Genomic DNA, 22,910 nt, shown 5'->3' with positions numbered 1-22,910 from the left:
TATCGTTCTCCGTAAAACATGACGGCTAAGGGGGCGTCATTTCGGAGGTGCAACGCACCATCGATACCAAGGATGCGTCTGTATACGATGACATCTATGTCACGATCCGCACCGTCCGAAACGGCCGGATCAAGGGCGGATTTGGCCGCTCCCCTGGACGAGATATTTGTAGCTCGTCAGCTGCTCGACCCCAACCGGTCCGCGCGCGTGCATCTTGCCGGTGGCGATGCCGATCTCGGCGCCCATGCCGAATTCGCCGCCGTCGGAAAACTGCGTCGAGGCGTTGTGCATCACCACCGCGCTGTCGATCGCGAGCATGAACCGGCGCGCGGCGGCGGCGTCGCGCGTGAGGATCGCATCGGTATGCCCCGACGAGTGTTCGGCGACGAAGGCGATCCCCGCCTCGAGCCCATCGACGATCTTGATCGAGGCGATCGCGTCGAGATATTCGGTATCCCAGTCGTCCGCGCCGGCCGTCGCGAGCCGCGGCTCGATCGCGACCGCTTCGGCGTCGCCGCGCAGTTCGCAATCGGGCATTGCGTCGACCAGCGCGGGGAGCAGCGCGGACGCGATCGCACGATCGACGACGATGCTTTCGGTCGCGCCGCACACGCCGGTACGTCGCAGCTTGGCGTTGCGGATGATCGCCACCGCTTCGGCGACGTCGGCCTCGGAGTGGACATAGCTGTGACAATTGCCGTCGAGATGGAGCAGTGTCGGCACGCGCGCCTCGCGCTGTACCAGTTCGACCAGACTACGACCGCCGCGCGGGATGGCGAGATCGACATGGTCGACCGCACGGAGCAGTTCGCCGACGACCTGGCGGTCGGGCGTGTCGACGGTCTGGACCGCGTTTTCGGGAAGACCGGCAGCCCGCAGACCCGTCTGCATGCACGCGACGATCGCGGCGGTCGAACGGCGGCTTTCGGATCCGCCGCGCAGGATGATCGCATTACCCGATTTGATGCAGAGCCCGCTGGCGTCGGCCCCGACATTGGGGCGCGATTCGTAGATCATCGCGATCACGCCGATCGGCACGGCGACGCGGGTGATCTCCAGTCCGTTCGGCCGGGTGAACCGGGCCAGTTCGCGGCCGACCGGGTCGGGCAGTTCGGCGATATCGTCGAGCGCCTGCGCCATCGCCTCGATCCGTGGTTCATCGAGCCGGAGCCGATCGAGGAAAGATTCGGGTTTGCTGTCGGCGACGCTCGCCACGTCCGCTGCATTGGCCTCTAGCAGTGTCGGCACGGCATCACGCAGCGCAGCGGCGGCGGCGCGCAGAGCTTGGTTTCGCGCCGCGCCATCGCTAACGGCGAGACGCCGGGCTGCGCGTCGTGCGTTCTTGCCTAGCCGTCCTACCATTTCGGCGGCGGGGCCGGGGGCGGGGTCGCTTGCGGCGCGGGCAGGGATCACGTCCATCACGGTCATCGACAGTCTTTCCAGTCGGCAGGTTGCGGCACTCGCCCAGACCCTGCCGACCTCTTACCGTCGCGACTGCCCATGGCGCAATCGCGAGGGCAGTCTCGACGGCCGCGTCAGTCGATGTCGACGGGGTTGGTGACGATGATCGTCGGTCGTCCCGCGGCGAGATCGCGGGCAGCCAGACTGAAAGCCTTGAAATGGTCGGAGGCCATGTGCTGCTGCACGGCGGCATCGTCGACATAGAGCTCGTTGAACACGAAGCGCTGCTCTCCCTCGGCTTCGCGCCACAACTCGTAGTGCAGAACGCCGGGTTCGGCCCGCGAGGCGGCGACGCAGGTCTTGGCAGCGGCGATGAAGGCGTCATCCTTGCCAGGCAGCACGGACACCAGCGCGACGATTTTCACGGTCATGTATCTCTCCTGTTTTCGTAGCGTCCGCCGTGCTCCCGCCGCCGCCGCGACGCAACCGTCTCGTTCACGCGCACAGCCCTGCCGGCGGACCGACGGGGGCCGGCACCGAGGGCGGACCCTGCAGCGAAGGCGAGGCGGTCGGACGGGTGAGGTCCGTGGCGGCGGCATAATAGGGGTCGGTCTCCGCTTCCGCGAGCGTAACGAAACGAAATCCCATCGACGCGTAGAGGCTCAGCAATCTGGGCAGCATGCGTGCATCGAACGCGCCGACGTGCATCAGCAGCACATAGGGGATGTCGTGCCCGAGTTGTGCCTTGGCGCGGGCGCGTGATGCGAGCGCCGCGGTGCGCGCCGCCGCGAGATATCCGGTTTCGAGCGTCGCGATCGCCGCCGGATCGCGCTTCGCGGCGCAGGCGGCGTAGGGCGGGTTCCAGTTATAGTCGTCGAAGCTCATCGTGACCGCGGCGACGCGGTAGCCGCGCGCCTTCAGCGCGTTGCGGACGGCGTCGCGGTCCGCGATCGACTTGCCTTCGGACAGGAACGGGTAGCGGAACCAGTGCCAGTCGGTGCCTTTGGCGACACGCGCGAGCGGGGCTTCGTTGCGGACGATATCGGCGACGAACGCGCTGGCGCCGACCTTCGCCAGATCGCCGTGCGAATAGGTGTGATTGCCGAGTGGTAGTCCCGCGGTACGCCATGCCGCGATCGCGGCTGCGGCATCCGCCGGATTATCCAGCCCGAACCCCGCATTCATGAACCCGAAGGCGGGTGCTCGGGCCGCGGCGAGCGCGGTGGTGATACCCCGGATCACGTCGGCGCGCGTCTGTCCGGGCGCGAGCGGACCGTGGGCCGGGATATCGTCGAAGGTGAGCGCGATCGCCGGGCGCGTATCCGCACTGCTCCTCAACGGTACGGGGGCGACAGGAACCGGCGCGACCGCACCGATCACCTGGCGCGTCGCCTTGCCGAACAGGGTCAGCGGAACCGCCTCGCCCATCTTGCGATATCCCGCCTCGGACGGGTGGAGGTGGTCGCCCGAATCATACGCCGGAGCGAGCCGGTCGGGATGCTCGGGGTCGCGCATCACGCGGTCGAAATCGATCACCGCGTCGAACGTGCCGGACGTGCGGATGAAGGTGTTGATCGCCTGGCGGTCGGCTTCTGTGGCGGGGCCGGGGTGGTAATAGTCGTTGCCCCCGAACGGCGTGATCGTGCTGCCGATCATCGTGATGCCGTGGGTATGCGCGCGGGCCACAAGCTGGGTGTAAGCTCCGGTGACCTGCGCGACGATCGCCGCGTGCTGCGCGGGTGTCGCGGGCGCTTCTCGCGTCAGCACGCCGAGATCGTTGACCCCTTCGAGTAGGATCGCCCAGCGCACTCCGCTGCGCGCGACGACATCGCGGTCGAACCGCGCCATCAGATTGGGACCGAGCCCGTCGAGCAGGATGCGATTGCCGCCGATCCCGGCATTGACGACGCCGATCCCGCGCGTCGCCGGGGTGCCACGGAGGCGTTCGGCGAGAATATCGGTCCACCGCGTGTTGTGGTTGGGCTTTACGCCGTAGCCGTCGGTGATCGAGTCGCCGATCGCCACGATCGTGCCGGTGTTTGCGCCTATGGTCGTGGCGCCCGACACTTCGAGATCGGCGAGCGTGTACCAGTGCGTCGTCTGTTTTGCGCCGGCGAACCCCGGATCGGCGACGTGATCGCCGGCGAGCGTGTAGCTGAAAGCGCGAGCGCCGGGGTGGCCGGTCTGCGGGACGGCAGCTTCGGGTAGATACAGGCTGATGGCGACGTCGGCGCCGGGCGCGACCGGCATCGCGACGGGGTCGGAATAGAGTTCGGCGCCTGCTGGAATGATCGCCCCCGCCTGCCCAGCGAACGTCAACGCCGCGCCGCCGCCGACCTGGGGTGTGGCGGGCGCGCTCGTTCGCGCGATCCGGGCTGAGCCGATCGCGAGTGGCTGCGTCCCGAACGCGTTCGACAGGCGCACGCGGACCCGGTCTCCGCCTGCCGATAGCCGTATGATCTGGCGAAGCGTGACGGCGGCCGCCCGATCCGCGGGCAGTGCATTGTCGCCTTCCGCGATCATCTGCGACGATCCCCAGCTGGCCATCCAGTGCGGGGTGGACACGTGCCGGGTGGAGACGTGGCGGGCGGTATCACGCGCGTCGGCGCTTGCGACTATCAGCACGCCGGCGAGGATTGCGGTTGCCCAACGGCTCATCGGTCGATCCTTGCAGTCTTTGCATCGTGGCGAGGCTTGCGGGCAGGCGCTGCTGCGATCGCGCCCGCAATGGCTGCGCGCATCGGCTTTGCGACGAATGCCGCGTCGTACGGGCAGGGGCGGCGACGCGCTTTGTCCGCCCGCGGCTCGAACCCTTCGATCCAGCTGTAGCGATCGGTCATCCCCCACAGCATGATGTCGCGCAGCGAGGGGTAGGCGAGCATCAGGTCGAGATAGCCGCGGGTATAGTCCGCAACCGCGCGATCGCGCACCGCGATATCCGCGGGCAGCGCGTTATCGCGGACGTCGAGCTCGGTGATGACCAACTCATAGCCCATCGCCGTCACCGCATCGAGGAAACGCCGCCACTCCCCTTCGAGCGCGGCGATGGTCGCGCGCGTATCGATGCCCTGCGTGATGATATGCGATTGCACGCCAAGCGCATCGACGGGGATTTTTCGCCGCCTGAAACCCTCGAGCAGCTTGAGCACGCCCGCACGGTGATGCGCGTTGCCGGGCTCCCAACTCATATAGTCGTTGTAGACGAGCTGCGCGTGCGGCGCCGCCGCGCGCGCGGTGTGGAACGCGAGATCCAGCGTCGCCTCCGGCCCGCCCAGCGCGCGCGACAATGCGGTCTGGTAGAGGCTTCCGTCCGCTGGCGTCACCGCCTCGTTGACGACATCGTAGCTGCCGATCCGAGACCCGTAGCGACGGCAGACGGTGGTGATGTGTCCGACCAGCATCTGCTCCGCAGCCCGTTTTGGATTGGCGCCGAAGTCGTACGCTTCCTCCCAGCGGGGCATCCATTTGGGCTGGTGCCACAGGAGATTGTGGCCGCGCACCGGCAGTCCGTTCACCTCGGCCCAGGCCATCATCGCGTCCATGTGGGTAAAGTCGAAACTGGTCGCGGTGGGCCGGATCGCCTGCCATTTCATCTGGTTCTCAGGGACCAGAAGTCCGCAATCCCGTTTGAGCAATGCGGCATAAGCGGGGTTTGCGAACGATCCGCGGTCGGCCCCCGGGGGGCTCCAGCCGAAACAGGATCCCAACCGCATGCCTTTCGGCGCCGCGATCGACTGAAGCCCGGTCCCGTCCGTCCTTGGTACTGCTGAACTTTGAAACGGAACCCTGGCACTGGCGCACGCCGAAACCGCTATTCCGCCGAGCATCGCAAGCCCGCGGCGTCGCGTGATCTCACCCGAATTCAGCCGATTGCTCATGCGTTTGCGCCTTTCTTCGAACGACATGCCGGGCGGCATGGCTGGGGGCCAGACCTGCGGGATATCAGGTACATCATTGCGGGTTGCCCGGAGCATAGGGAAAACGCTGCGCCTTGTACCACGCCAGATCATGCGCGGGCGGCGCCGTGCCGGCAGGGAGCGCCCGACCGTTGACTGACATCCAATAGGCAAGGCTCGCATCCCGCCACCACTGAGCTTCGCGCTGTTGCACGGCCAGATAGGTGGCGGTTTTTGCCCAGCGCTCGGCATCGATATCGGGTTTGAGCGCGTCCCATTTGCGGCTCATGTCCGCGACGTAAGCGACGCCTGAGTCGTATTCATGGACCATCTCCGCCCATAATGTCTGGCCCGACGCCATCCGCCGATCCCAGGGGACATGGTGGAACCACAGCAACTCGCGTTCCGGCGTCGTTGCCGGATCGGCAAGTCGGCGGGCGAGGGCGGGGGCGTACTGCGCGACCGCGTTGCTGCCGGTGCGCGTGCGGTCGAAGCCGATCCCGGCTTTGTCGGCGCGGTGGTAATAGACCGGGTTCCATTCGGGGCGCTTGAGGTCGGCGATCCACGGTCCGGGGCCGTAATGATGCCCCGTCGCCATGACGTGCGCGAGGCCAAGCGGCGTCATGTAGTCGACCACCGCCTCGCGCGAGCCCATCATCATCGCGACGATCGGATCGACGATCTTGGGCGAGGGGGCGAAGGTCATCGCCGCCCATTCGCGCGCGACCGGCGCTGCGCCGAGCGTCGGATCCCACGCCATCCGGCCGAACGCGTACCAGTTCGCCTGGTTGAACGTCGAGCCCGCCCAGTCGCGGTCGCGGCCGATATTGGCGACGCCTGCCATCCCGGTCAGCGTGTGACCCTTGACCGAGCCGTCGACGACATCGGCGACGGTCTCGCCCGGCCGCTGCATCGTCTCGCTGCCGAGAGTCTCGGCGAACAGCGGGCCGAGATAGGCGAGGTGCGTGGCGAAACCGAGATATTCCTTGGTGATCTGGAATTCGATCATCAGCGGAGTCTTGGGCATCGCGCCGAACAGCGGATGGAACGGTTCGCGCGGCTGGAAGTCGATCGCGCCGTTCTTGACCTGGACGATGACGTTGGATGCGAACTTGCCGTCGAGTGACTTGAACTCGGTGTATGCCTGTTTGGCGCGGTCTTCCGGGTCGGTTTCCGCGTAGACGAACGCGCGCCACATCACGATGCCGCCATGCGGGCGCACCGCGGCGGCGAGCATGTTGGCGCCGTCGGCGTGGCTGCGATGATAGTCGCGCGGACCGGGCTGACCCTCGCTGTTCGCCTTCACCAGGAATCCGCCGAAGTCGGGGATCGCGCGGTAGATCTCGTCGCTCTTCGCCTTCCACCACGCGGCGACCTGCGGATCGAGCGGATCGGCCGTCTTAAGACCACCGAGTTCGATCGGGGCCGAGAACCGCGCCGACAGATACACCTTGATCCCGTACGGCCGAAACACGTCGGCAAGCGCGGCGGCCTTCGCAATATACGGCGCGGTGAGGCTGTCGGCCTTCGCGTTGACGTTGTTGAGGACGGTGCCGTTGATCCCGATCGACGCGTTGGCACGGGCATAGTCCGTGTAGCGCGGGTCGTGGAAATCGGGGAGCGTCCACCAATCCCACAGCGAGGCGCCGGCATAGCCGCGCTCGACCACGCCATCGAGATTGTCCCAGTGGTTCAGCACGCGCAGTTTCACGCGCGGCGTCGAGGTCAGGTCGATCCGGTCGAGGCTGCCGCCGGTCTGGAGGTGACGCAGCAAGGCGAAGCTGCCGTAGAGCACGCCACGATCGGTGTTGGCGGTGACCAGGAGCACCCCGCGGTTGCCGAGCGTGACCTGGCGGACGCGGTACCCCTCGTCGCCAAGCGCTGCGAGCGGAAGATGCAGCGCGGCGACGGCGCGATCATCGGCGGTGGCTAGCAGGATGGTCGGCGCGCTCGTGCCGAACAACGCCGCGCCCCGCCGCAGTTCCTCGGCCGCTGCGCGGAACGTGGCCGTATCGCCGCGCGCTTCGATCGTCGGAACGCGGTGCGTACTCGTGGCCGCCAGCGTGCGATAGCGAAGCCAGAGGTCGTACCCGTCTTCGGCATACGCCGTTCCGGTCATACCAATTATCGCCGCAAAAAGCAGCGCGAACCTAACGATCAATCGGCTGAGTGCCGTCATAATCCTCTCCCGCGGTTCCACGATCGATTGACAGGATCGCGGATGACCAGTCATGGTATCGCTATCACGACGATGGCTTCGACAGCAATGCCGCGTTTCAGATCGGGAGATGAAGATTGCCGGGCACACCAACTGTTACGATCGCACCGACGCGGCGCGACCTTCTTGGGTTGTTCGGATCGGTTTCCGTCGGCGGATTGATCCCCGGTATCGCGCAGGCTGCGACCGCGTTGCCGATCTACCGTGACGCGCGTGCGCCGGTCGATCTCCGGGTTCGCGACCTGATGGCGCGGATGACGCTGGAAGAGAAAGTTGGCCAGACCATTTCGCTGTGGGCGACCAAGGCGGACGTGATGACGCCGGGCGGGCTCGATTTCGATCCGGCGCGCGCGTCGGCGGCGTATCCGGCGGGGTTCGGCCAGGTCACGCGGCCGTCCGACAAGCGCGGCGGGCCGTCGGTGGCCGCAGTCGCCGGCGGGACGGGGGCACAGTGGCGCGGGTCGGCCTCGACGATCGCTTTCGTCAACGCGGTGCAACACTGGGCGCGCGGCACGCGGCTCGGCATCCCGGTGATCTTCCACGAAGAGTCGCTGCACGGCTACATGGCGCCCGACGCGACGATGTTCCCGCAGGCGATCGGCATGGCGGGCAGCTTCGACCGCGACCTCATGCGACGCGGACAGGCGATCATCGGTCGCGAAGTGCGCGCGCACGGCAGCCACCTCTCGCTGTCCCCGGTCGTCGATATCGCCCGCGACCCGCGCTGGGGGCGGATCGAGGAAACGTTCGGCGAGGATCCGTATCTGTGCGGCGAAATGGGCGTCGCCGCGGTCGAGGGCTTACAGGGCGACAGCACGACGCTGGCACCCGGCAAGGTCTTCGCGACGCTGAAGCACATGACCGGGCATGGCCAGCCCCAGGCGGGCAACAATATCGGCCCCGCACCGATCGGCGAACGCGAACTGCGCGAGAGCTTCTTCCCGCCGTTCCGCGCGGTCGTGACGCGTACCGGGATCGGCGCGGTGATGCCCTCGTATAACGAGATCGACGGCGTACCGAGCCATGCGAACCACTGGCTGCTCGGCGAGGTGCTGCGCGGCGAATGGGGATTTTCGGGCGCGATCGTCAGCGATTACGGCGCGATCGAGGAGCTTGACACGATCCATCACGTCGCGCGCGACCTCAACGGGGCGGCGAAGCTCGCCTTGGCGGCAGGGGTGGACAGCGCGTTGCCGGACGGGATCGCGTTTCGGACGTTACCTGCGCAGGTGCGGGCGGGGACGGTGCCGATCGCGGCGGTCGATGCGGCGTGCGCGCGGATGCTGGCGTTGAAGTTCCGCGCCGGTTTGTTCGAGGAGTCGGCAGTCGATCCCCGTGCCGCCGCTCGCCTGACCGGTAACGCGGAAGCACGCGGCGTCGCATTGGACGCGGCGCGCAAATCGCTGTGCCTGCTGACCAACGACGGCACGCTGCCGCTCGCGCCCAAGGGCAAGATCGCGGTGATCGGGCCGAATGCGGCGATCGCGCGGCTTGGCGGCTATTCCGCGCCGCCGCGCGAGACGGTGTCGCTGCTCGACGGCGTTCGGACGTTCGTGGGTAATGCAGCGACGATCGTCCATGCGCAGGGCGTGTTCATCACGCAGAGCGAGGACCGGTCGCAGGATGCGGTGCTGCTCGCCGATCCCGCCAGGAACCGCGCGCTGATCGCCGAGGCGGTCGCGGTCGCGCGCGGTGCCGACACGATCATTCTCGCGATCGGCGATACCGAGCAGACCAGCCGCGAGGGGTTCTCCAAGAACCATCTCGGCGATCGCACGACGCTCGACCTGATCGGCGAGCAGAATGCGCTGTTCGATGCGCTGCACGCACTGGGCAAGCCGATCGTGGTCGCCGCGATCAACGGGCGTCCGCCAAGCTGGCCCAATGTGATGGCGAAGGCCAACGCGGTGCTCGAATGCTGGTATCCGGGGCAGGAGGGCGGCACGGCGATGGCCGAGGCGCTGTTCGGGCGGATCAATCCGGGCGCCAAGCTGCCGGTGACCGTGGTCCGCGAAGTCGGGCAGGTGCCGCTCTATTACAACCGGAAGCCGTCGACCGAGCGCGGTTATCTGTTCGCAGAGACGGCGCCGCTGTTCCCGTTCGGCCACGGCCTCAGCTACACGCGCTTCGACATCAGCGCACCGCGGCTGTCGGCGGCGAAGATCGGCATCGCCGGTAGCGTCGGGGTCGAGGTTGACGTCGCCAATATCGGGCAGAGGGCTGGCGACGAGGTCGTGCAGGTGTATGTCCGCGATCAGGTGTCGTCGGTGGCGCGGCCGGTGATGGAGTTGAAGGGGTTCGAACGCGTAACGCTCGCGCCCGGCGAGCGGCGGACGCTGCGGTTCACGCTGGGGCCGGATGCGTTCGCGTTGTGGGACGTCGACATGCGCGAGGTCGTCGAACCCGGCCTGTTCACGATCATGGCTGGATCGAATTCGGCGCAGGTGAAGACCGCAATCCTCGAGATCGCCTGACCCATCGACAAGCGAGGGTGCGCGGGCAGGCCGCGCACCCTCGGCAGATTACCAGATGTGAACGCGCTGCGCCGGCATCAGGTAGAGCGCATCGCCGGGCTTGACGTTGAACGCAGTATACCAGGCGTCGACATTCCGGACGATGCCGTTGACCCGGTAGAAGGGCGGTGAGTGCGGATCGGTCAGCAGACGCGCGCGCGCCGCGCCTTCGCGGAGCTTCGCCTGCCATGCCTGCGCATAGGCCAGGAAGAACCGCTGGTCGCCGGTGAGACCGCCGATCACCGGTGCCTTGCCGTGCACCGACTGGTATTTCCGATACGCCGCATAGGCGGTTTCGACGCCGCCGAGATCGCCGATATTCTCGCCGAGCGTTAGCGCGCCCTTCACGTGCACGCCGGGAATCGGCTCATACGCGTCGTACTGCTTCGACAGCGCGGCGGTATGCTTCGTGAAGGCGGCGCGCGCTTCGGGCGTCCACCAATTCTCGAACTTGCCCGATGCGCTGAACTGGCTGCCCTGATCGTCGAAGCCGTGGCCCATCTCGTGGCCGATGATCGCGCCGATCGCGCCGTAATTGACCGCTGCATCCGCGTTGGGATCGAAATAGGGCGGTTGCAGGATCGCCGCGGGGAAAGTGATCTGGTTGTTGAGCGGGTCGTAATAGGCGTTCACGGTCTGCGGCGTCATGCCCCACAGGCTGCGATCGACAGGCTTGCCGAGGCGCGACAGGTCGAGTTGGTGGTCGAACTCGCCCGATCGCATCGAATTGCCGAGCGGATCGCCGCGGACGATATTGAGCGCGCTATAGTCGATATACTTGTTTGGGTGGCCAATCCGCGGATCGAAGGCTGCGAGCTTGGCGAGCGCCTGCGTCTTGGTCGGCGCGTCCATCCAGGTGTTGGCCCCGATCCGCTCCTTGTAGGCGGCGCGCAGGTTGGCGATCAGTTCGCCCATCTTGGCTTCGCTCTGCGGCGGGTAGTGGCGCTTGACGTAGACTTCGCCGACGGCCTCGCCCATCGTACCGTTGACGACGGCGATGCCGCGTTTCCAGCGGGCGCGCTGCTGCGGCTGGTCGGCCATCGTCTTGCCGTAGAAGTCGAACGTCGCCTGATCGAACGCCCTGGGGAGGACAGGTGCGCTCGCGGACGCGAGGCGGAACTTCATCCAATCCTGCCAGGTCGAGACCGGCGTTGCGGCGAACAGCTTGGCCAGCTCGGTCAGCGCGGTTGAGTTCGTCATGTAGACGATCGGGAAATTGCCATAGCCGGCGGTCGTCAGCAGCAGCGGCCAATCGAAACCGGGCGCCAGCGCCTTGCGACCGGCAGCGTCCATCGGCTTCAGCATCGCCTTCAGGTCGCGCGATTGGACGGGGGACCACTGCACCTTCGCCATCGCGGTTTCGAGCGCGACGATCCGGTCCGCCTTGGCCGACGCGTCGGCAATCCCCGACAGCGTCAGGATCTTCTCGACATAGGCGCGGTAGGCGGTGCGGAAGGTGTCGTACTTGGCACCCTGTTCGAGATAGTAATCGCGTCCGCCCATCCCGAGCGAACCCTGTCCGGCGGCGACCGCGTAACGCGTCGGATCGGCAGGATCGGGCAACTGGCCGATCTCGACCGGCGAGGCATAGCCGACCGTCGAGAACAGCGTCTGCAGTTTCTGCTTGTCGCCGGCCGCATCGATCTTCGCGAAATAGGGCTTCAGGGGTGTCGTGCCGGCGCGTTCGATCGCCGCCTCGTCCATGAAGCTGGCGTAGAGATCACCGAACTGTTTCGCGCCCGGCCCGACCGCCGCAGGATCGCGCGCGGCGTCGTCGAGGATGGTGCGAACCTGTTGCTCGGCCTGATCGGCCAGGACGACGCTGCCGCCGGCCGAGGTCCGGTCCGCGGCGATCTCGGTACGCTTGTTCCAGTTGCCGTTCGCGTAGGTCCAGAAATCGTCGCCGGGTTTCACCGATTTGTCGGCGGCGGTGAGATCGATTCCGAAGGTTCCGTAGCGCGTGCCGGTCGCGGCGGCGGTTGCGGGCGCCGTCTGCGCGAGCGCGGGTGAGGACAGCGCCAGTACAGCGACGCTCAGCGACAGACGCGAAACATGGTTGAACAGCATCGAGGCTCCTGTGGAAATTGCCGACCGAGTCCAGAGGTATCGGGGCGGGGATCGAATGGGCGAACACGGCGAGGTCGGGCTTTCGCCCTGTTGGGGGGAAGCTGACGCGGAACAGGGACCGTAGCAATATGAATTCGATCGCGATTGGATCGGTCGTCTGTCCTCGGCACGACGGTCTGCTCGGACAAGATCAACCAGTGGCAGGTTGGCTTGTTCGGCCCTCGTTGCAGGCGAAGGCGGTCTTGCCGTGAGATCCTGTCACGCAATTAGTCTTACATATTGACCGCGCTTCGAGGGCCCAATATCGGTTGCGGCAGATAAAAACGGGAGGATCGAAATGCGCCAACTGTATCGCAACGTCGCGCTGGCAATGACTCTGATGACGACCACGGCGATGTCCGCCTCCGCGCAGGATGCGCCCGCGGCCGCTCCGGCTAGCGCCACGGCGACGGTCGGTATCGATGCGAGCCGGCCCGGCCCGGTGATGAACCGACAGGTATTCGGACAGTTCGCCGAGCATCTCGGCCACGGCATCTATGGCGGGATCTGGGTCGGCGAGAAGTCGTCGATCCCCAACGACCACGGTTATCGTCGCGACGTGCTGGAGGCGCTGAAGGCGGTCAAGGTGCCGATGGTGCGCTGGCCGGGCGGGTGCTTCGCCGACGAATATCACTGGCGCGACGGCATCGGCACGCGCGGCAAGCGGCCGATCAAGATCAACACCAACTGGGGCGGCGTGAACGAGGACAACGCGTTCGGGACCAACGAATTCATGGGGTTCGCCGAACGCTTGGGCGCCGAAGCGTATATCTCCGCCAACGTCGGCAGCGCGCCGCCGAGCGAAACCGCGCAGTGGCTCGAATACATGACCTCGCCGAATGGCTCGACGCTCGCCAAGGAGCGCGCGGCGAACGGCCACCCCGCACCGTACAAGGTGCCGTATGTCGGCATCGGCAACGAGCTCTGGGGCTGCGGCGGCAACATGCGCGCGGAATATGCCGCCGACCTGACCAACCGCTACGGCGTGTTCGCCAAGTCGGGGAACGGCAAGATGCTCCGGATCGCCAGCGGCCCCAGCGAGGGGGATTACGACTGGACCGACACGATGATGCGGATCGCGGGCAAGAACATCGACGGCCTGTCGCTGCATTACTACACGCGGCCGCGCGACAAGGTCTGGACCGACAAGGGCCCGGCGCTTGGCTTCTCGGAGCATGAATGGGCGCTGACGATGCAGCATACGCTGCAGATGGACGAGTTCGTCACCAAGCATTCGGCGATCATGGACAAATATGATCCGGGCAAGACCAAGTGGCTGGTCGTCGACGAATGGGGCACGTGGTATGATCCGACGCCGGGCAGCAACCCCGGCTTCCTGGTGCAGCAGAACAGCGTCCGCGATGCGGTGGTCGCCGGGCTCAACCTCAACATCTTCGCGCATCACGCCGATCGGGTGAAGATGGCAGCGATCGCGCAGATGGTGAACGTGTTGCAGGCGATGCTGCTGACCGACGGCGCGAAGATGGTGAAGACGCCGACCTATTGGGTGTTCGACCTGTACAAGCCCTGGCAGGATGCGACGACGCTGCCGGTCGATCTGAAATCGCCCTGGTATCACGAGTCCGAAGTGGCGGTGCCGGCGGTCAGCGTCTCGGCGGTGCGCGATGTCGCGGGCAAGGTACATGTCGCGCTCGTCAACCTCGATCCGCATCGTGCGATCCCGGTGGCGATGACGCTCGCGGGCGTTCAGGCGAGCGGCGTGACCGGGCGGATCGTCACGGGCACGACGATGGACGCGCATAACAGCTTCGAGCAGCCCGATACGGTACGACCGGTCGCGTTCAACGGCGCGCAGGCGGCGGGTGGGACGGTGTCGGCGACGTTGCCGCCGATGTCGGTGGTCGTGCTCGACCTGCAATAAGACGGCGCCCTACCGCTCCCGGTCGGGAGCGGTAGGGCTTTCGTATTCAGAGCGGTAGCGGCAACGCGCGCGTGGTGGTGAACGCCGCCGACTGGCCGGGGACGCCGGTGCCGGGTTGGCCGCTGCCGACCGTCACGCGGTATTTACCGGCGATTACCCGGCGCGTGCCGTCGGTCGATACGCTGCTGAGATCGCGCGGCGACAGGTCGAAGCTGACACTGCTGCGTTCGCCCGGTTTCAGTGCAATGCGCTTGTATCCGCGCAACGCCACGCGCGGCGTGCCCGGGTGGTCCGGGAAATTGAGATACAGCTGAACCACTTCGTCGCCGGCCCGTGCGCCGGTGTTGCGGACTTCGGTGGTGACCCGCAGTCCCGTTTCGGGGCCGGTGGCGGCGGGTGTCACCTTTAATGGCGTGTAGGCGAAGCTGGTGTAGCTCAGGCCGTGGCCGAAGGCGTAGACCGGCTTGCCCTCGAAATAGCGGTAAGTCCGACCTTTCATCGCATAGTCGCTGAAGGGCGGCAGGTCGGCGACGCTGCGATAGAAGGTGAGCGGCAGGCGGCCTGCGGGGTTGGTCCGGCCGCTCAGGACGTTGGCGATCGCGCGGCCCCCGGACTGTCCCGGATACCACGCCTCGACGACCGCGGCGGCGTTATCCTTCGCCCAGGCGAGGTTGATCGGGCTGCCGTTCATCGCGACGACGATCACCGGCTTGCCGGTCGCCTTGGCCTTGGCGAGCATCGCCACCTGGTCCGCAGGTAGGTCGAGCGTGGTCTTGTCGCCGCCTTCGAAGCCCGGCACCGTGACGCCGGTCTCCTCTGCCTCCAGGTCGGAGGTTAGGCCAACGACCGCGACCAGCACATCGGCGGTAGCGGCTGCGCGAGTCAGGTCGGCATCGGGGGAGGCCGAGATCCGCTTCCACACGAGGTCTGCACCGTCGTTCGACGTGACGCGGAACGGATAGCGGCGGCCCTTGACGAGGTCGAGCGTGGTGAAGGTCGGCAGGTCGTTCCACTGCGACCCCTTGCGATCGGACGCGACCGCGCCGGCGAATTCGAGCACGCCGCCTTTGCCCGAGAGGCCGACCCGGTAGGTGCCGCTTTCGGGGGGAGTCAGCGATCCCGCCCACACCGTGCGGTGGTGCGTGTCGACCTTGGCGAGCGAGAGATTATAGTCGCCGACGTCGCGCTCGACGCGTTCGGCGACGGGCGTGTCCTGATAGCGGATCGCGTCGAGCTGCTGCTTCATCGTCGCGGGATCGAACAGCGCTGGCAGCTTTTTGGTCGGGTTGTAGTAGCGCACGAGGACGCCCGGTTTGCCGTCGGGCGTGCGCAGCGCCGACGTCGGTACGCGGTCGCCGTCGGTGACCGAGGGGGAGAACGGCACCAGCGTGACGTCGCCCGCCGGCATCACCGACCGTAAGCCGTCGAGGACCGACACCGGCGGCGCGGACAACGGTGACGAGTAATTGCCGCGCAGCACCCGCGTCGCGTCGCCGAGCGGGCCGATGACCGCAAGTTTCGTGCCCGGCTTGAGCGGCAGGATGCCGGCGTTCTTGAGCAGGACGAGGCTTTCCTCGGACGCCTTCAACGCCAGCGCGTCGTGCGCGGGCGTGCCGATCTGCGCGACCGGTACGACACGATCGCGCCCGGTCTGTATCCCCGGCAGGTCGCCGTTGCGGATGCGCGCGGAGAAGAGCCGGACCAGCGACCGATCGATGTCGCCGACCGAGATCAGATCGCGGTCGAGCGCCTCGCGGAAGCGTTCGCCGAGCCCCGCCTGATCGCCGAGCGTCGCGGTGTTACATTCATTGTCGACGCCGGTTTTCAGGGCGGTAGCGACGGCGCTCGCCTGATCGGGGGCGTAGTGGTGGTTGTCGGCGATATCCTTCACCGCATCGCAGTCGGACACGACGAAGCCGGTAAAGCCCCAAGCCTGGCGCAGATGATCCTTGAGCAGCAGGTCGCTCGCGCACGCTGGCTGCCCGTCGATGCGGTTATACGCGCACATGATCGAGCCGGCACCGCCCTCGACGATCGCCGCGCGGAAGGCGGGGAGATAGGTGTCCTCCAGATCGTGCGGCGAGACGAACACGTTGGCCTTGTGCCGCGTCGATTCAGGCCCGCTGTGCACCGCGAAATGCTTGGGCGTGGCGATCACGTCGGGCAGCGACGGATTGGGCCCTTGCATCCCGGTGACGAAGGCGACCCCCATATGGGCGGCGAGGAACGGATCCTCGCCATAGGTCTCCTGCCCGCGACCCCAGCGCGGATCGCGGAAGATGTTGACGTTGGGCGACCAGGTATCGAGCCCGGTGCCGATCCGCCCGAGCCGTCCGGTCTGGCGGCCCAACGTGTGCAGCGCGCGGACCTCCGTGCTGATCGCACCGGCGACATCGTGGACGAGCGGCGCATCGAAGCTGGCGGCGAGGCCGATCGGTTCGGGGAAGTTGGTGGTCGGCACCGGGCCGAGCGCGCCGTGAAGCGATTCGGTCCACCAGTTGTAGGCGGGAATGCCGAGCCGCGGGATTGCCGGCGCGACGTTAAGCAATTGCGGGAGCTTCTCGTCGACGGTCATCCGCGCGACGATCGCCGTGGCGAGCGCGTCGGCCTGGGTACGCGCTGCATCGGTCTGCGGTGCTGGCGACATCTGCGCCTGAAGGGGCAGGGCGGCGAGCGCAGCTCCGGTCAGCATGAGTGCGCGCATTGCGCCGAACATCGACTTGCCCTTCGCTGTGTTTCGCGAGTTTAACACCCCAGCATCCTCCTTTATTTTGTAGGAGTGACCTTAAGCCGGGAGGGGGCGCAATGGCTACGACATTTCGTTGGTTCGACTTAGCTCGGTAGTATTTTTACTGTGACGCGGAATATAGAATACTATCCTGCCGCGTTGACAGGGCTTGCATCTAGCCTGACAAGATCCCGCATAATCAGAGGATACGCGCGCTGACTTGCAGGGTCATGCGTGACGATCGGCACGGACGAGGATCAGACAATGCGCACTACTCGCCGACACGGGATAACGGCTGCTCTGACGGTTTTGCTGTCGACCACTGGGGTGCAGGTTGCGGCGGCGCAGGCCGATCCGCTGACGCCGACCGGCCGCTGGAGTGCGAACCAGCGCGGCGATGCCGCGCTGCCGCCGATGGGCTGGAGTTCGTGGAACGCGTTCGCGACCGACATCACCGAGGACAAGATCCTCGCATCGGCGCGGGTGATCGCGGACACGGGACTGGCGGCCAAGGGCTATCGCTATATCAATATCGACGATGGCTGGTGGTTGAAGCGGCGTCTGTCGGATAGCCGGATGATGATCCGATCGGCGAATTTCCCGTCCTCGGTGATCGCGGGCAAGGACCCGAGTTTCCGGCCCTTCACCGACAAGTTGCACGCGATGGGGTTCAAGGCGGGGATATATAGCGACATCGGGCGCAATTCCTGTGGTCAGGTCTTCACCTCGACGATGCCCAACCAGCCCGAAGGCAGCGTGATGGAACGCGAGATCGGGCTGTACGGCCATGTCGACCAGGATATCCGGCTGTATTTCAAGGACTGGGGGTTCGACTTCATCAAGGTCGATGCGTGCGGCATCCGCGGTTTGCCGGCGAGCAACCCCGCGGTCAAAGCCGGCAAGTACCGCGCGTTCGTGCCGCTGATCGACGCGGACTCGCTGGCGCGCACCGACATCCCCGCGGTGCGCGGGTTGTACACCCAAGTCGCCGACGCGCTGGCGAAGTATAACGACGCGAACGACTATCTGTTCTCGCTGTGCCTGTGGGGATCGGCCGATGTCCGCGCCTGGGGCAAGAACATCGGCGGCATATCGCGGACCAGCGAGGACATCTCGCCGCATTGGGGGCGGATGCTGCACAATCTCGACACCGTGTCGCGGCGCGCGCTGTATGCGCATCCCGGATCGTGGAACGACCCCGACATGCTGTTCGTGGGCAGCGGCGATTTCGACGAACGGCACATGACCGAAGCGAAATCGCATTTCGCGCTGTGGGCGATCGAGAACGCGCCGCTGTTCATCGGTTACGATTTGCGTAAGGCGTCGCCGGCGTTGCTCGACCTGATCGGCAACGCGCGGATCATCGCGGTCAATCAGGATCGCGCGGGCAATCAGGCGACGCTGGCGTTCGATACCGACGAGGTGCAGATCTTCGTCAAGACGCTGGCCAACGGCGACAAGGCGGTGGCGGTGTTCAATCGCGGCAGCGGCGCGGCGGACGTTGTCCTGACCGCCGATCATCTTGCCTATCGCGATACCGCCGATGTCGAACTGACCGATCTGTGGACCGGCGCGCACAGCAAATTCCGCAAGCAGCAGAGCCTGAAGCTGGCCCCGCGCGAAACGCTGATCTTCACCGCGAAGGGCGATCGGCAGTTGCGCGACGGCGTGTTCCTGTCCGAGCAACCGGGCAGCGTCAACCCGGCGGTCGACGGGGTGGAAACGCCACAACCCGATCCGCTGGTGCACCGTGCGCCGCTGGCGTGGCAGGGCACGCGAGGAGCGGGGGATTTTCCGCGCTACGGTGGCTGGGGCGGGGCGCGCGTCGATCGCACGCCCTACGACCAGCCGCTGGGGGTGGCGGGGGAGGCGCTGCCGCACAGTCTCGGCGTGCTCGCCAATTCGCGGCTGGAGGTACGCAACACCGGCTATCGCACGCTGCGGACGCGTGTAGGGATCGACGATTCGACGACCGACCGTGCGCGGGCGGTGACCTTCCTGGTGTACGGCGATGGGCGGCTGTTGGCGCAGTCGCGGGCGGCGCGGGGCGGCGAGGCGACGCAGGAGCTGTCGGCAAACGTCGCGGGGGTGAAGATCATCGAACTGGTCGCGCGCAGTCCGGGTGCCGGTGGCGCGCAGATCTCGGTCGACTGGGGCACGGCTGCGCTCACGCGTTGACGAAACGGACGACGTCGGCGGCTAGCCCTTTCGCGCAAGACGTGTTTCCCCGCGAAGGCGGGGATCCAGACTGGGCTCCCGCCTTCGCGGGAGAACACGGAAGGGCATGCTGCCATGCCCCGGCGGACTCGTCCTTGTTCGAAGGGATGGGCATCGACGACGTCGGTGGCGCGCGTCATTCGGCATATGGGCAGTGTTCTGGCGTTGCGGCAGTCCGACGATTGCGCGTCACCGGCATGACGAAGAAAAGGGCTGATCTGTCGGTCTCGAACGTGAATGCCGATCCGCCCTAACGCGTTGCTCAGCGCTCCATCGCGCTGCGCGTATCCTCCAGCGCGAGCGTGACGAGCGCGGTCATCGCCGCGCTCGCGCCTTCGGCATCCTCGGCGGCGATCGCGTCGAAGACCTTGACGTGATCGGGGATCGGATCGCGCGGCAGCGCGCGCAGGCGTTGCTTGTACTGCGTCGTCCAGTTCACCGCGGCGCCGATCGACGCGCTGAGCACGACCATCGCGTCGTTCTGCGTCGCCTGCAATATCGTGTCGTGGAACGTGCGGTCGGCTTGGCGACCCTGCTCGGTCGCGAGTGAAAAGCGCTTCATCGCGGCGAGCGCGTCGCGCATGATCTTCAACTCGGCCTTGTTGCGCCGTGCCGCCGCCATCGCCGCGGCGGCGGGCTCGATCACCATCCGCATCTCGAACAGGCTGCGGACGAGTTGCGGATCGGGTTCGCCGGTAAACGCCCAGGCCAGCACGTCGGGATCGAGCAGGTTCCAGCGATTGCGCGGCAGCACCCGCGTTCCGGCCTTGGGCCTGCTCTCGACCAAGCCCTTGGCGGTCAGGACCTGGATCGCCTCGCGGTAGGCGCCGCGCGACACATTGAGTTCCTCGGCGAAGGCGATCTCTCCCGACAGCGTCTCACCCGGCGAGAATTCGCCCGACAGGATCGCCACGCCGAGCTTGTTCGCCACCGCGCCACGCAACCTGCGGCCCGACGATCGCAGCGGCGACGTCGCGTCGGGGGCCGTGTCCGGTGTCGCAGAGAAGGGTTCGTCCATAACTTCGTACTATGCCTCTATCGTCGCGGGACAACACTACCAATTGCTCGGAGCAATCGGAACAGGTGTTTGACGATCGCGGCAGTCGCTGTCGCCGACGCAAAGGCAGGCCCCGCGGCGATACGATTCCCGTGACAGGATCGTCTCGCCGCGGGGCCGGGCATCACATGAAGCGGTTCATCAGGTTCTCGATCCGCTCCTGCCGACCCGAGCGCGGCTTCGGATCGATCGCCCGCTCGCCCGCCAGATCGGCGATCGTCGCGAGGTCGCTGGTGCCGATCATCTTGCCGAGTTCACCGTTCCAGCCGGCGTAACGCTCGGTCTTGAACGCGTCGAGACGACCGTCCTCGATCAGCGCCGCGGCGTTGAGCAGGCCCTTGGCGACGACGTCGATCCCGCCGACATGACCATAGAACAGGTCGATCGGGTCCATCGACTGGCGGCGGACCTTGGCGTCGAAGTTGAAGCCGCCGGTCTTGAACCCGCCAGCGCGCAGGATCTCGACCATCGCGAGCGTGAGTTCCTCGACCGAGTTCGGAAACTGATCGGTGTCCCAGCCATTCTGCGGATCGCCGCGGTTGGCGTCGATCGAGCCGAAGATGTCGAGCGCCGCGGCGGTGGCGATCTCGTGCTCGAAGGTGTGGCCCGACAGCGTGGCGTGGTTCGCCTCGATGTTGACCTTCACCTCGTTCTCGAGGCCGTAGCGCTTGAGGAAGCCGTACACGGTGGCGGTGTCGAAGTCGTACTGGTGCTTGGTCGGCTCGTGCGGCTTCGGCTCGATCAGGATCGTGCCCTTGAAGCCGATCTTGTGCTTGTGCTCGACCACCAGGTTGAGGAAGCGGCCGAAATTGTCGAGCTCGCGCTTCATGTCGGTGTTGAGCAGCGTCTCATAGCCTTCGCGACCGCCCCACAGCACGTAGTTCTCGCCGCCCAGACGGTGCGTCGCCTCAAGCGCGTCGCGGACCTGCATCGCGGCGAATGCGAACACCTCGGGGTCGGGATTGGTCGAGGCACCGGCGGCGTAGCGCGGGTGGCTGAACGCGTTGGCTGTGCCCCACAGGAGCTTGCGACCCGACGACGCCTGGAGCTTTTCGAGGTGGTCGACCGCTTCGGCGAAGAATTTGCGATGCTCGGCCACCGAGTTCGCGTCGGCCATCACGTCGACGTCGTGGAAGCAGTAGAACGGAACGTCGAGGCGCGTGAAGAAATCGAATGCCGCCTCGCGCTTTTCCGCCGCCGCCGCGCTGTCGTTGGCGCCGCGATGCCACGGGCGATCGAACGTGCCGCCGCCGAACACGTCGGAGCCGGGCCAGCAGAAGGTGTGCCAGAAGCAGGCGGCAAAGCGCAGATGCTCGGCCATCGTCTTGCCGAGCACGACCCGGTCCTTATCGTAGAAGCGGTAGGCGAGCTCGTTGGTCGTATCTGGGCCCTCGTACTTGATCGGGGCGATGTCGGCGAAGAAGTCGGCCATCAAAAATTCCTTGGCGAGTTTTTGGGGGTGATGCGGGAATAGGCGGCACGGAACGCGTCGCGCTTGGCCGCGAGCGTGTCCGCGATGGCGGGATCGGGGACGATGGTGCGGGCGACGGGCGGCGCGACGCAGACCGAGGCCGGATCGCCGCCGTCGACCGCGAGCTGTGCGAGCCGGGCGGCACCGAGCGCGGGGCCGACCTCACCGCCTTCGAGATAGACGAGTTCGACATCCATCGCCGCGGCGATGATCCGGCCCCAATAGCCCGAGCGCGCGCCGCCGCCGATCACCGACAGGCGATCGACTGTGGTGCCGGTCTCGCGCAGCACGTCGAGCCCGTCGGCCAGCGCAAAGGCGACGCCCTCCAGCACGGCCTGCGCTAGGCGATTGCCGTCGGTGTCGTTGTCGAGCCCGAGGAACGCGCCGCGGACGTCGGCGTCGTTGTGCGGCGTCCGCTCGCCCGACAGATAGGGGAGGAACAGCTCGGGGCCGCCGGCCGGACCGACCGATTCGGCGCGCGCAAGCAGGTCGGCAACGCTCTGCGTGCCCGTGATCCGTGCCACCCAGTCGACGCACGAGGCAGCCGACAGGTGCACCGACATCTGATGCCACAGGCCGGGCAGCGCGTGGCAGAAGGTGTGCGCGGCGCGCTCCGGGCTGGGCCTGAAGTCGTCGGTGGCGACGAAGATCACGCCCGACGTGCCGAGCGACAGCAGCGCGTCGCCGTCACGCACGACGCCGACACCGACCGCGCCGGCCGCGTTGTCGCCGCCGCCCGCCGCGACCGGCACGCGCGGCATGCCCCAGGCCTCGGCGATGTCGGCCTGCAACTGGCCGGTGATCGCCGAGCCTTCGAACAGGCCGGGCATATTGGCGGTGGACAGGCCGCATGCCGACAGCAGCGTGTCGCTCCAGCGTCGCGCGCCGACGTCGAGCCACAGCGTGCCGGCGCTGTCCGACAGATCGGACGCCTTGTCGCCGGTCATCTGCAGCCGGACGTAATCCTTGGGCAGCAGCACCGTCGCGATCTTCGCAAAGACGTCCGGCTCGTGATTGCGCAGCCACAGCAGCTTGGGCGCGGTGAAGCCCGGCATCGCGATGTTGCCGGAGATCGCGCGCAGTTCGGGGACCGCAGCCTCCAACTCCGCGCACTCCGCAGCGCAGCGCCCGTCGTTCCACAGGATCGAGGGGCGCAGCGGCCGGTCGTCCGCGCCGAGCACGGTCGCGCCGTGCATCTGCCCGGCGAGACCGACGCCGCGAACCGAGCGCCGGACGCTGGGGTCGATCGCCAGCACCGCCGCATTGGTCGCGCGCCACCACGCATCGGGATCCTGTTCGGACCAGAGCGGGTGGGGGCGCTGCACGGTAAGCGCGGCAGTGCCCTGGCCGACGACCGCGCCGGCTTCGTCGAGCACCACCGCTTTTACGCCGGACGTGCCGATATCGATTCCGAGAAACAT

At 66.8% G+C, this 22,910-nt stretch carries 13 protein-coding genes; 3 read left to right on the top strand and 10 right to left on the bottom strand.

The annotated features are described in order from the left end of the window. Positions 1 to 129: 129 nt before the first annotated feature. The 5 genes from C8J47_RS12660 to C8J47_RS12640 form a co-directional block, all read right to left on the bottom strand. Entirely contained in the window at positions 130 to 1,362 is a 1,233-nt protein-coding gene (locus C8J47_RS12660; RefSeq protein WP_259467572.1) for a glutamate-5-semialdehyde dehydrogenase, read from the bottom strand. A 173-nt stretch (positions 1,363 to 1,535) separates the two neighbouring features. Beyond that, positions 1,536 to 1,832: a putative quinol monooxygenase gene (locus C8J47_RS12655; RefSeq protein WP_082470682.1), complete on the bottom strand. Its 297-nt coding sequence runs from the start codon at positions 1,830 to 1,832 to the stop codon at positions 1,536 to 1,538. A gap of 64 nt (positions 1,833 to 1,896) precedes the next feature. After that, complete coding sequence (locus tag C8J47_RS12650; protein ID WP_121885976.1) at positions 1,897 to 4,059, bottom strand: GDSL-type esterase/lipase family protein; 2,163 nt, start codon at positions 4,057 to 4,059, stop codon at positions 1,897 to 1,899. Further along, complete coding sequence (locus C8J47_RS12645) at positions 4,056 to 5,114, bottom strand: endo-1,4-beta-xylanase (protein WP_259467530.1); 1,059 nt, start codon at positions 5,112 to 5,114, stop codon at positions 4,056 to 4,058. The genes C8J47_RS12650 and C8J47_RS12645 overlap by 4 nt, the downstream gene beginning before the upstream one ends. 238 nt (positions 5,115 to 5,352) lie before the next feature. Beyond that, entirely contained in the window at positions 5,353 to 7,416 is a 2,064-nt protein-coding gene (locus tag C8J47_RS12640; RefSeq protein WP_259467529.1) for an alpha-glucuronidase family glycosyl hydrolase, read from the bottom strand. Between the two features lie 176 nt (positions 7,417 to 7,592). Between C8J47_RS12640 and C8J47_RS12635 the strand changes: the two genes are divergently transcribed. After that, positions 7,593 to 9,989 (top strand): glycoside hydrolase family 3 N-terminal domain-containing protein, encoded by a 2,397-nt coding sequence (locus tag C8J47_RS12635; RefSeq protein ID WP_404969280.1) that lies wholly within the window; start codon positions 7,593 to 7,595, stop codon positions 9,987 to 9,989. Positions 9,990 to 10,037: 48 nt separating this feature from the next. On the opposite strand, the gene C8J47_RS12630 is transcribed toward C8J47_RS12635, so the two are convergent. Beyond that, on the bottom strand, positions 10,038 to 12,095 hold the full coding sequence (locus C8J47_RS12630) for a M13 family metallopeptidase (RefSeq protein ID WP_121885974.1): 2,058 nt from the start codon (positions 12,093 to 12,095) through the stop codon (positions 10,038 to 10,040). A 379-nt stretch (positions 12,096 to 12,474) separates the two neighbouring features. On the opposite strand from C8J47_RS12630, the gene C8J47_RS12625 reads away from it, so the two are divergent. After that, positions 12,475 to 14,016, top strand: coding sequence for an alpha-N-arabinofuranosidase (locus tag C8J47_RS12625; protein WP_121886223.1), 1,542 nt, complete (start codon positions 12,475 to 12,477; stop codon positions 14,014 to 14,016). A 46-nt stretch (positions 14,017 to 14,062) separates the two neighbouring features. Here the strand turns inward: C8J47_RS12625 and C8J47_RS12620 are convergent, their stop codons facing one another. Continuing rightward, positions 14,063 to 16,720 carry a glycoside hydrolase family 3 C-terminal domain-containing protein gene (locus C8J47_RS12620; RefSeq protein WP_404969279.1) on the bottom strand — a complete coding sequence of 886 codons (2,658 nt, stop codon included), beginning with the start codon at positions 16,718 to 16,720 and terminating at the stop codon, positions 14,063 to 14,065. A 288-nt stretch (positions 16,721 to 17,008) separates the two neighbouring features. Here C8J47_RS12620 and C8J47_RS12615 point away from each other — a divergent pair, with 288 nt between their 5' ends. Continuing rightward, a complete protein-coding gene (locus tag C8J47_RS12615; protein WP_121886222.1) occupies positions 17,009 to 18,922 on the top strand; it encodes an NPCBM/NEW2 domain-containing protein in 1,914 nt (637 codons plus the stop codon). 301 nt (positions 18,923 to 19,223) lie between these two features. Here the strand turns inward: C8J47_RS12615 and C8J47_RS12610 are convergent, their stop codons facing one another. From C8J47_RS12610 to xylB, 3 genes are all read right to left on the bottom strand, one after another. After that, on the bottom strand, positions 19,224 to 19,979 hold the full coding sequence (locus C8J47_RS12610) for a FadR/GntR family transcriptional regulator (RefSeq protein WP_121885972.1): 756 nt from the start codon (positions 19,977 to 19,979) through the stop codon (positions 19,224 to 19,226). Between the two features lie 163 nt (positions 19,980 to 20,142). Next, entirely contained in the window at positions 20,143 to 21,453 is a 1,311-nt protein-coding gene (xylA, locus tag C8J47_RS12605; RefSeq protein ID WP_121885971.1) for a xylose isomerase, read from the bottom strand. Next, complete coding sequence (gene xylB, locus C8J47_RS12600; RefSeq protein ID WP_121885970.1) at positions 21,450 to 22,910, bottom strand: xylulokinase; 1,461 nt, start codon at positions 22,908 to 22,910, stop codon at positions 21,450 to 21,452. Before xylB ends, xylA begins: the two co-directional genes overlap by 4 nt.

The organism is Sphingomonas sp. PP-F2F-G114-C0414, from assembly GCF_003688595.1.
Classification (GTDB): domain Bacteria; phylum Pseudomonadota; class Alphaproteobacteria; order Sphingomonadales; family Sphingomonadaceae; genus Sphingomonas.
The sequence above is the reverse complement of the archived record's forward strand: the minus strand, read 5'-3'. Positions and strand labels throughout refer to the sequence as shown.

Bases quoted from the DNA above. Each gene is read 5' to 3' on its own strand.
- C8J47_RS12660 (WP_259467572.1), bottom strand. From the start codon at position 1,362: ATGGTAGGACGGCTAGGCAAGAACGCACGACGCGCAGCCCGGCGTCTC.
- C8J47_RS12655 (WP_082470682.1), bottom strand. From the start codon at position 1,832: ATGACCGTGAAAATCGTCGCGCTGGTGTCCGTGCTGCCTGGCAAGGAT.
- C8J47_RS12650 (WP_121885976.1), bottom strand. From the start codon at position 4,059: ATGAGCCGTTGGGCAACCGCAATCCTCGCCGGCGTGCTGATAGTCGCA.
- C8J47_RS12645 (WP_259467530.1), bottom strand. From the start codon at position 5,114: ATGCGGTTGGGATCCTGTTTCGGCTGGAGCCCCCCGGGGGCCGACCGC.
- C8J47_RS12640 (WP_259467529.1), bottom strand. From the start codon at position 7,416: ATGACCGGAACGGCGTATGCCGAAGACGGGTACGACCTCTGGCTTCGC.
- C8J47_RS12630 (WP_121885974.1), bottom strand. From the start codon at position 12,095: ATGCTGTTCAACCATGTTTCGCGTCTGTCGCTGAGCGTCGCTGTACTG.
- C8J47_RS12625 (WP_121886223.1), top strand. From the start codon at position 12,475: ATGACGACCACGGCGATGTCCGCCTCCGCGCAGGATGCGCCCGCGGCC.
- C8J47_RS12620 (WP_404969279.1), bottom strand. From the start codon at position 16,720: ATGCGCGCACTCATGCTGACCGGAGCTGCGCTCGCCGCCCTGCCCCTT.
- C8J47_RS12615 (WP_121886222.1), top strand. From the start codon at position 17,009: ATGCGCACTACTCGCCGACACGGGATAACGGCTGCTCTGACGGTTTTG.
- C8J47_RS12610 (WP_121885972.1), bottom strand. From the start codon at position 19,979: ATGGACGAACCCTTCTCTGCGACACCGGACACGGCCCCCGACGCGACG.
- xylB (WP_121885970.1), bottom strand. From the start codon at position 22,910: ATGTTTCTCGGAATCGATATCGGCACGTCCGGCGTAAAAGCGGTGGTG.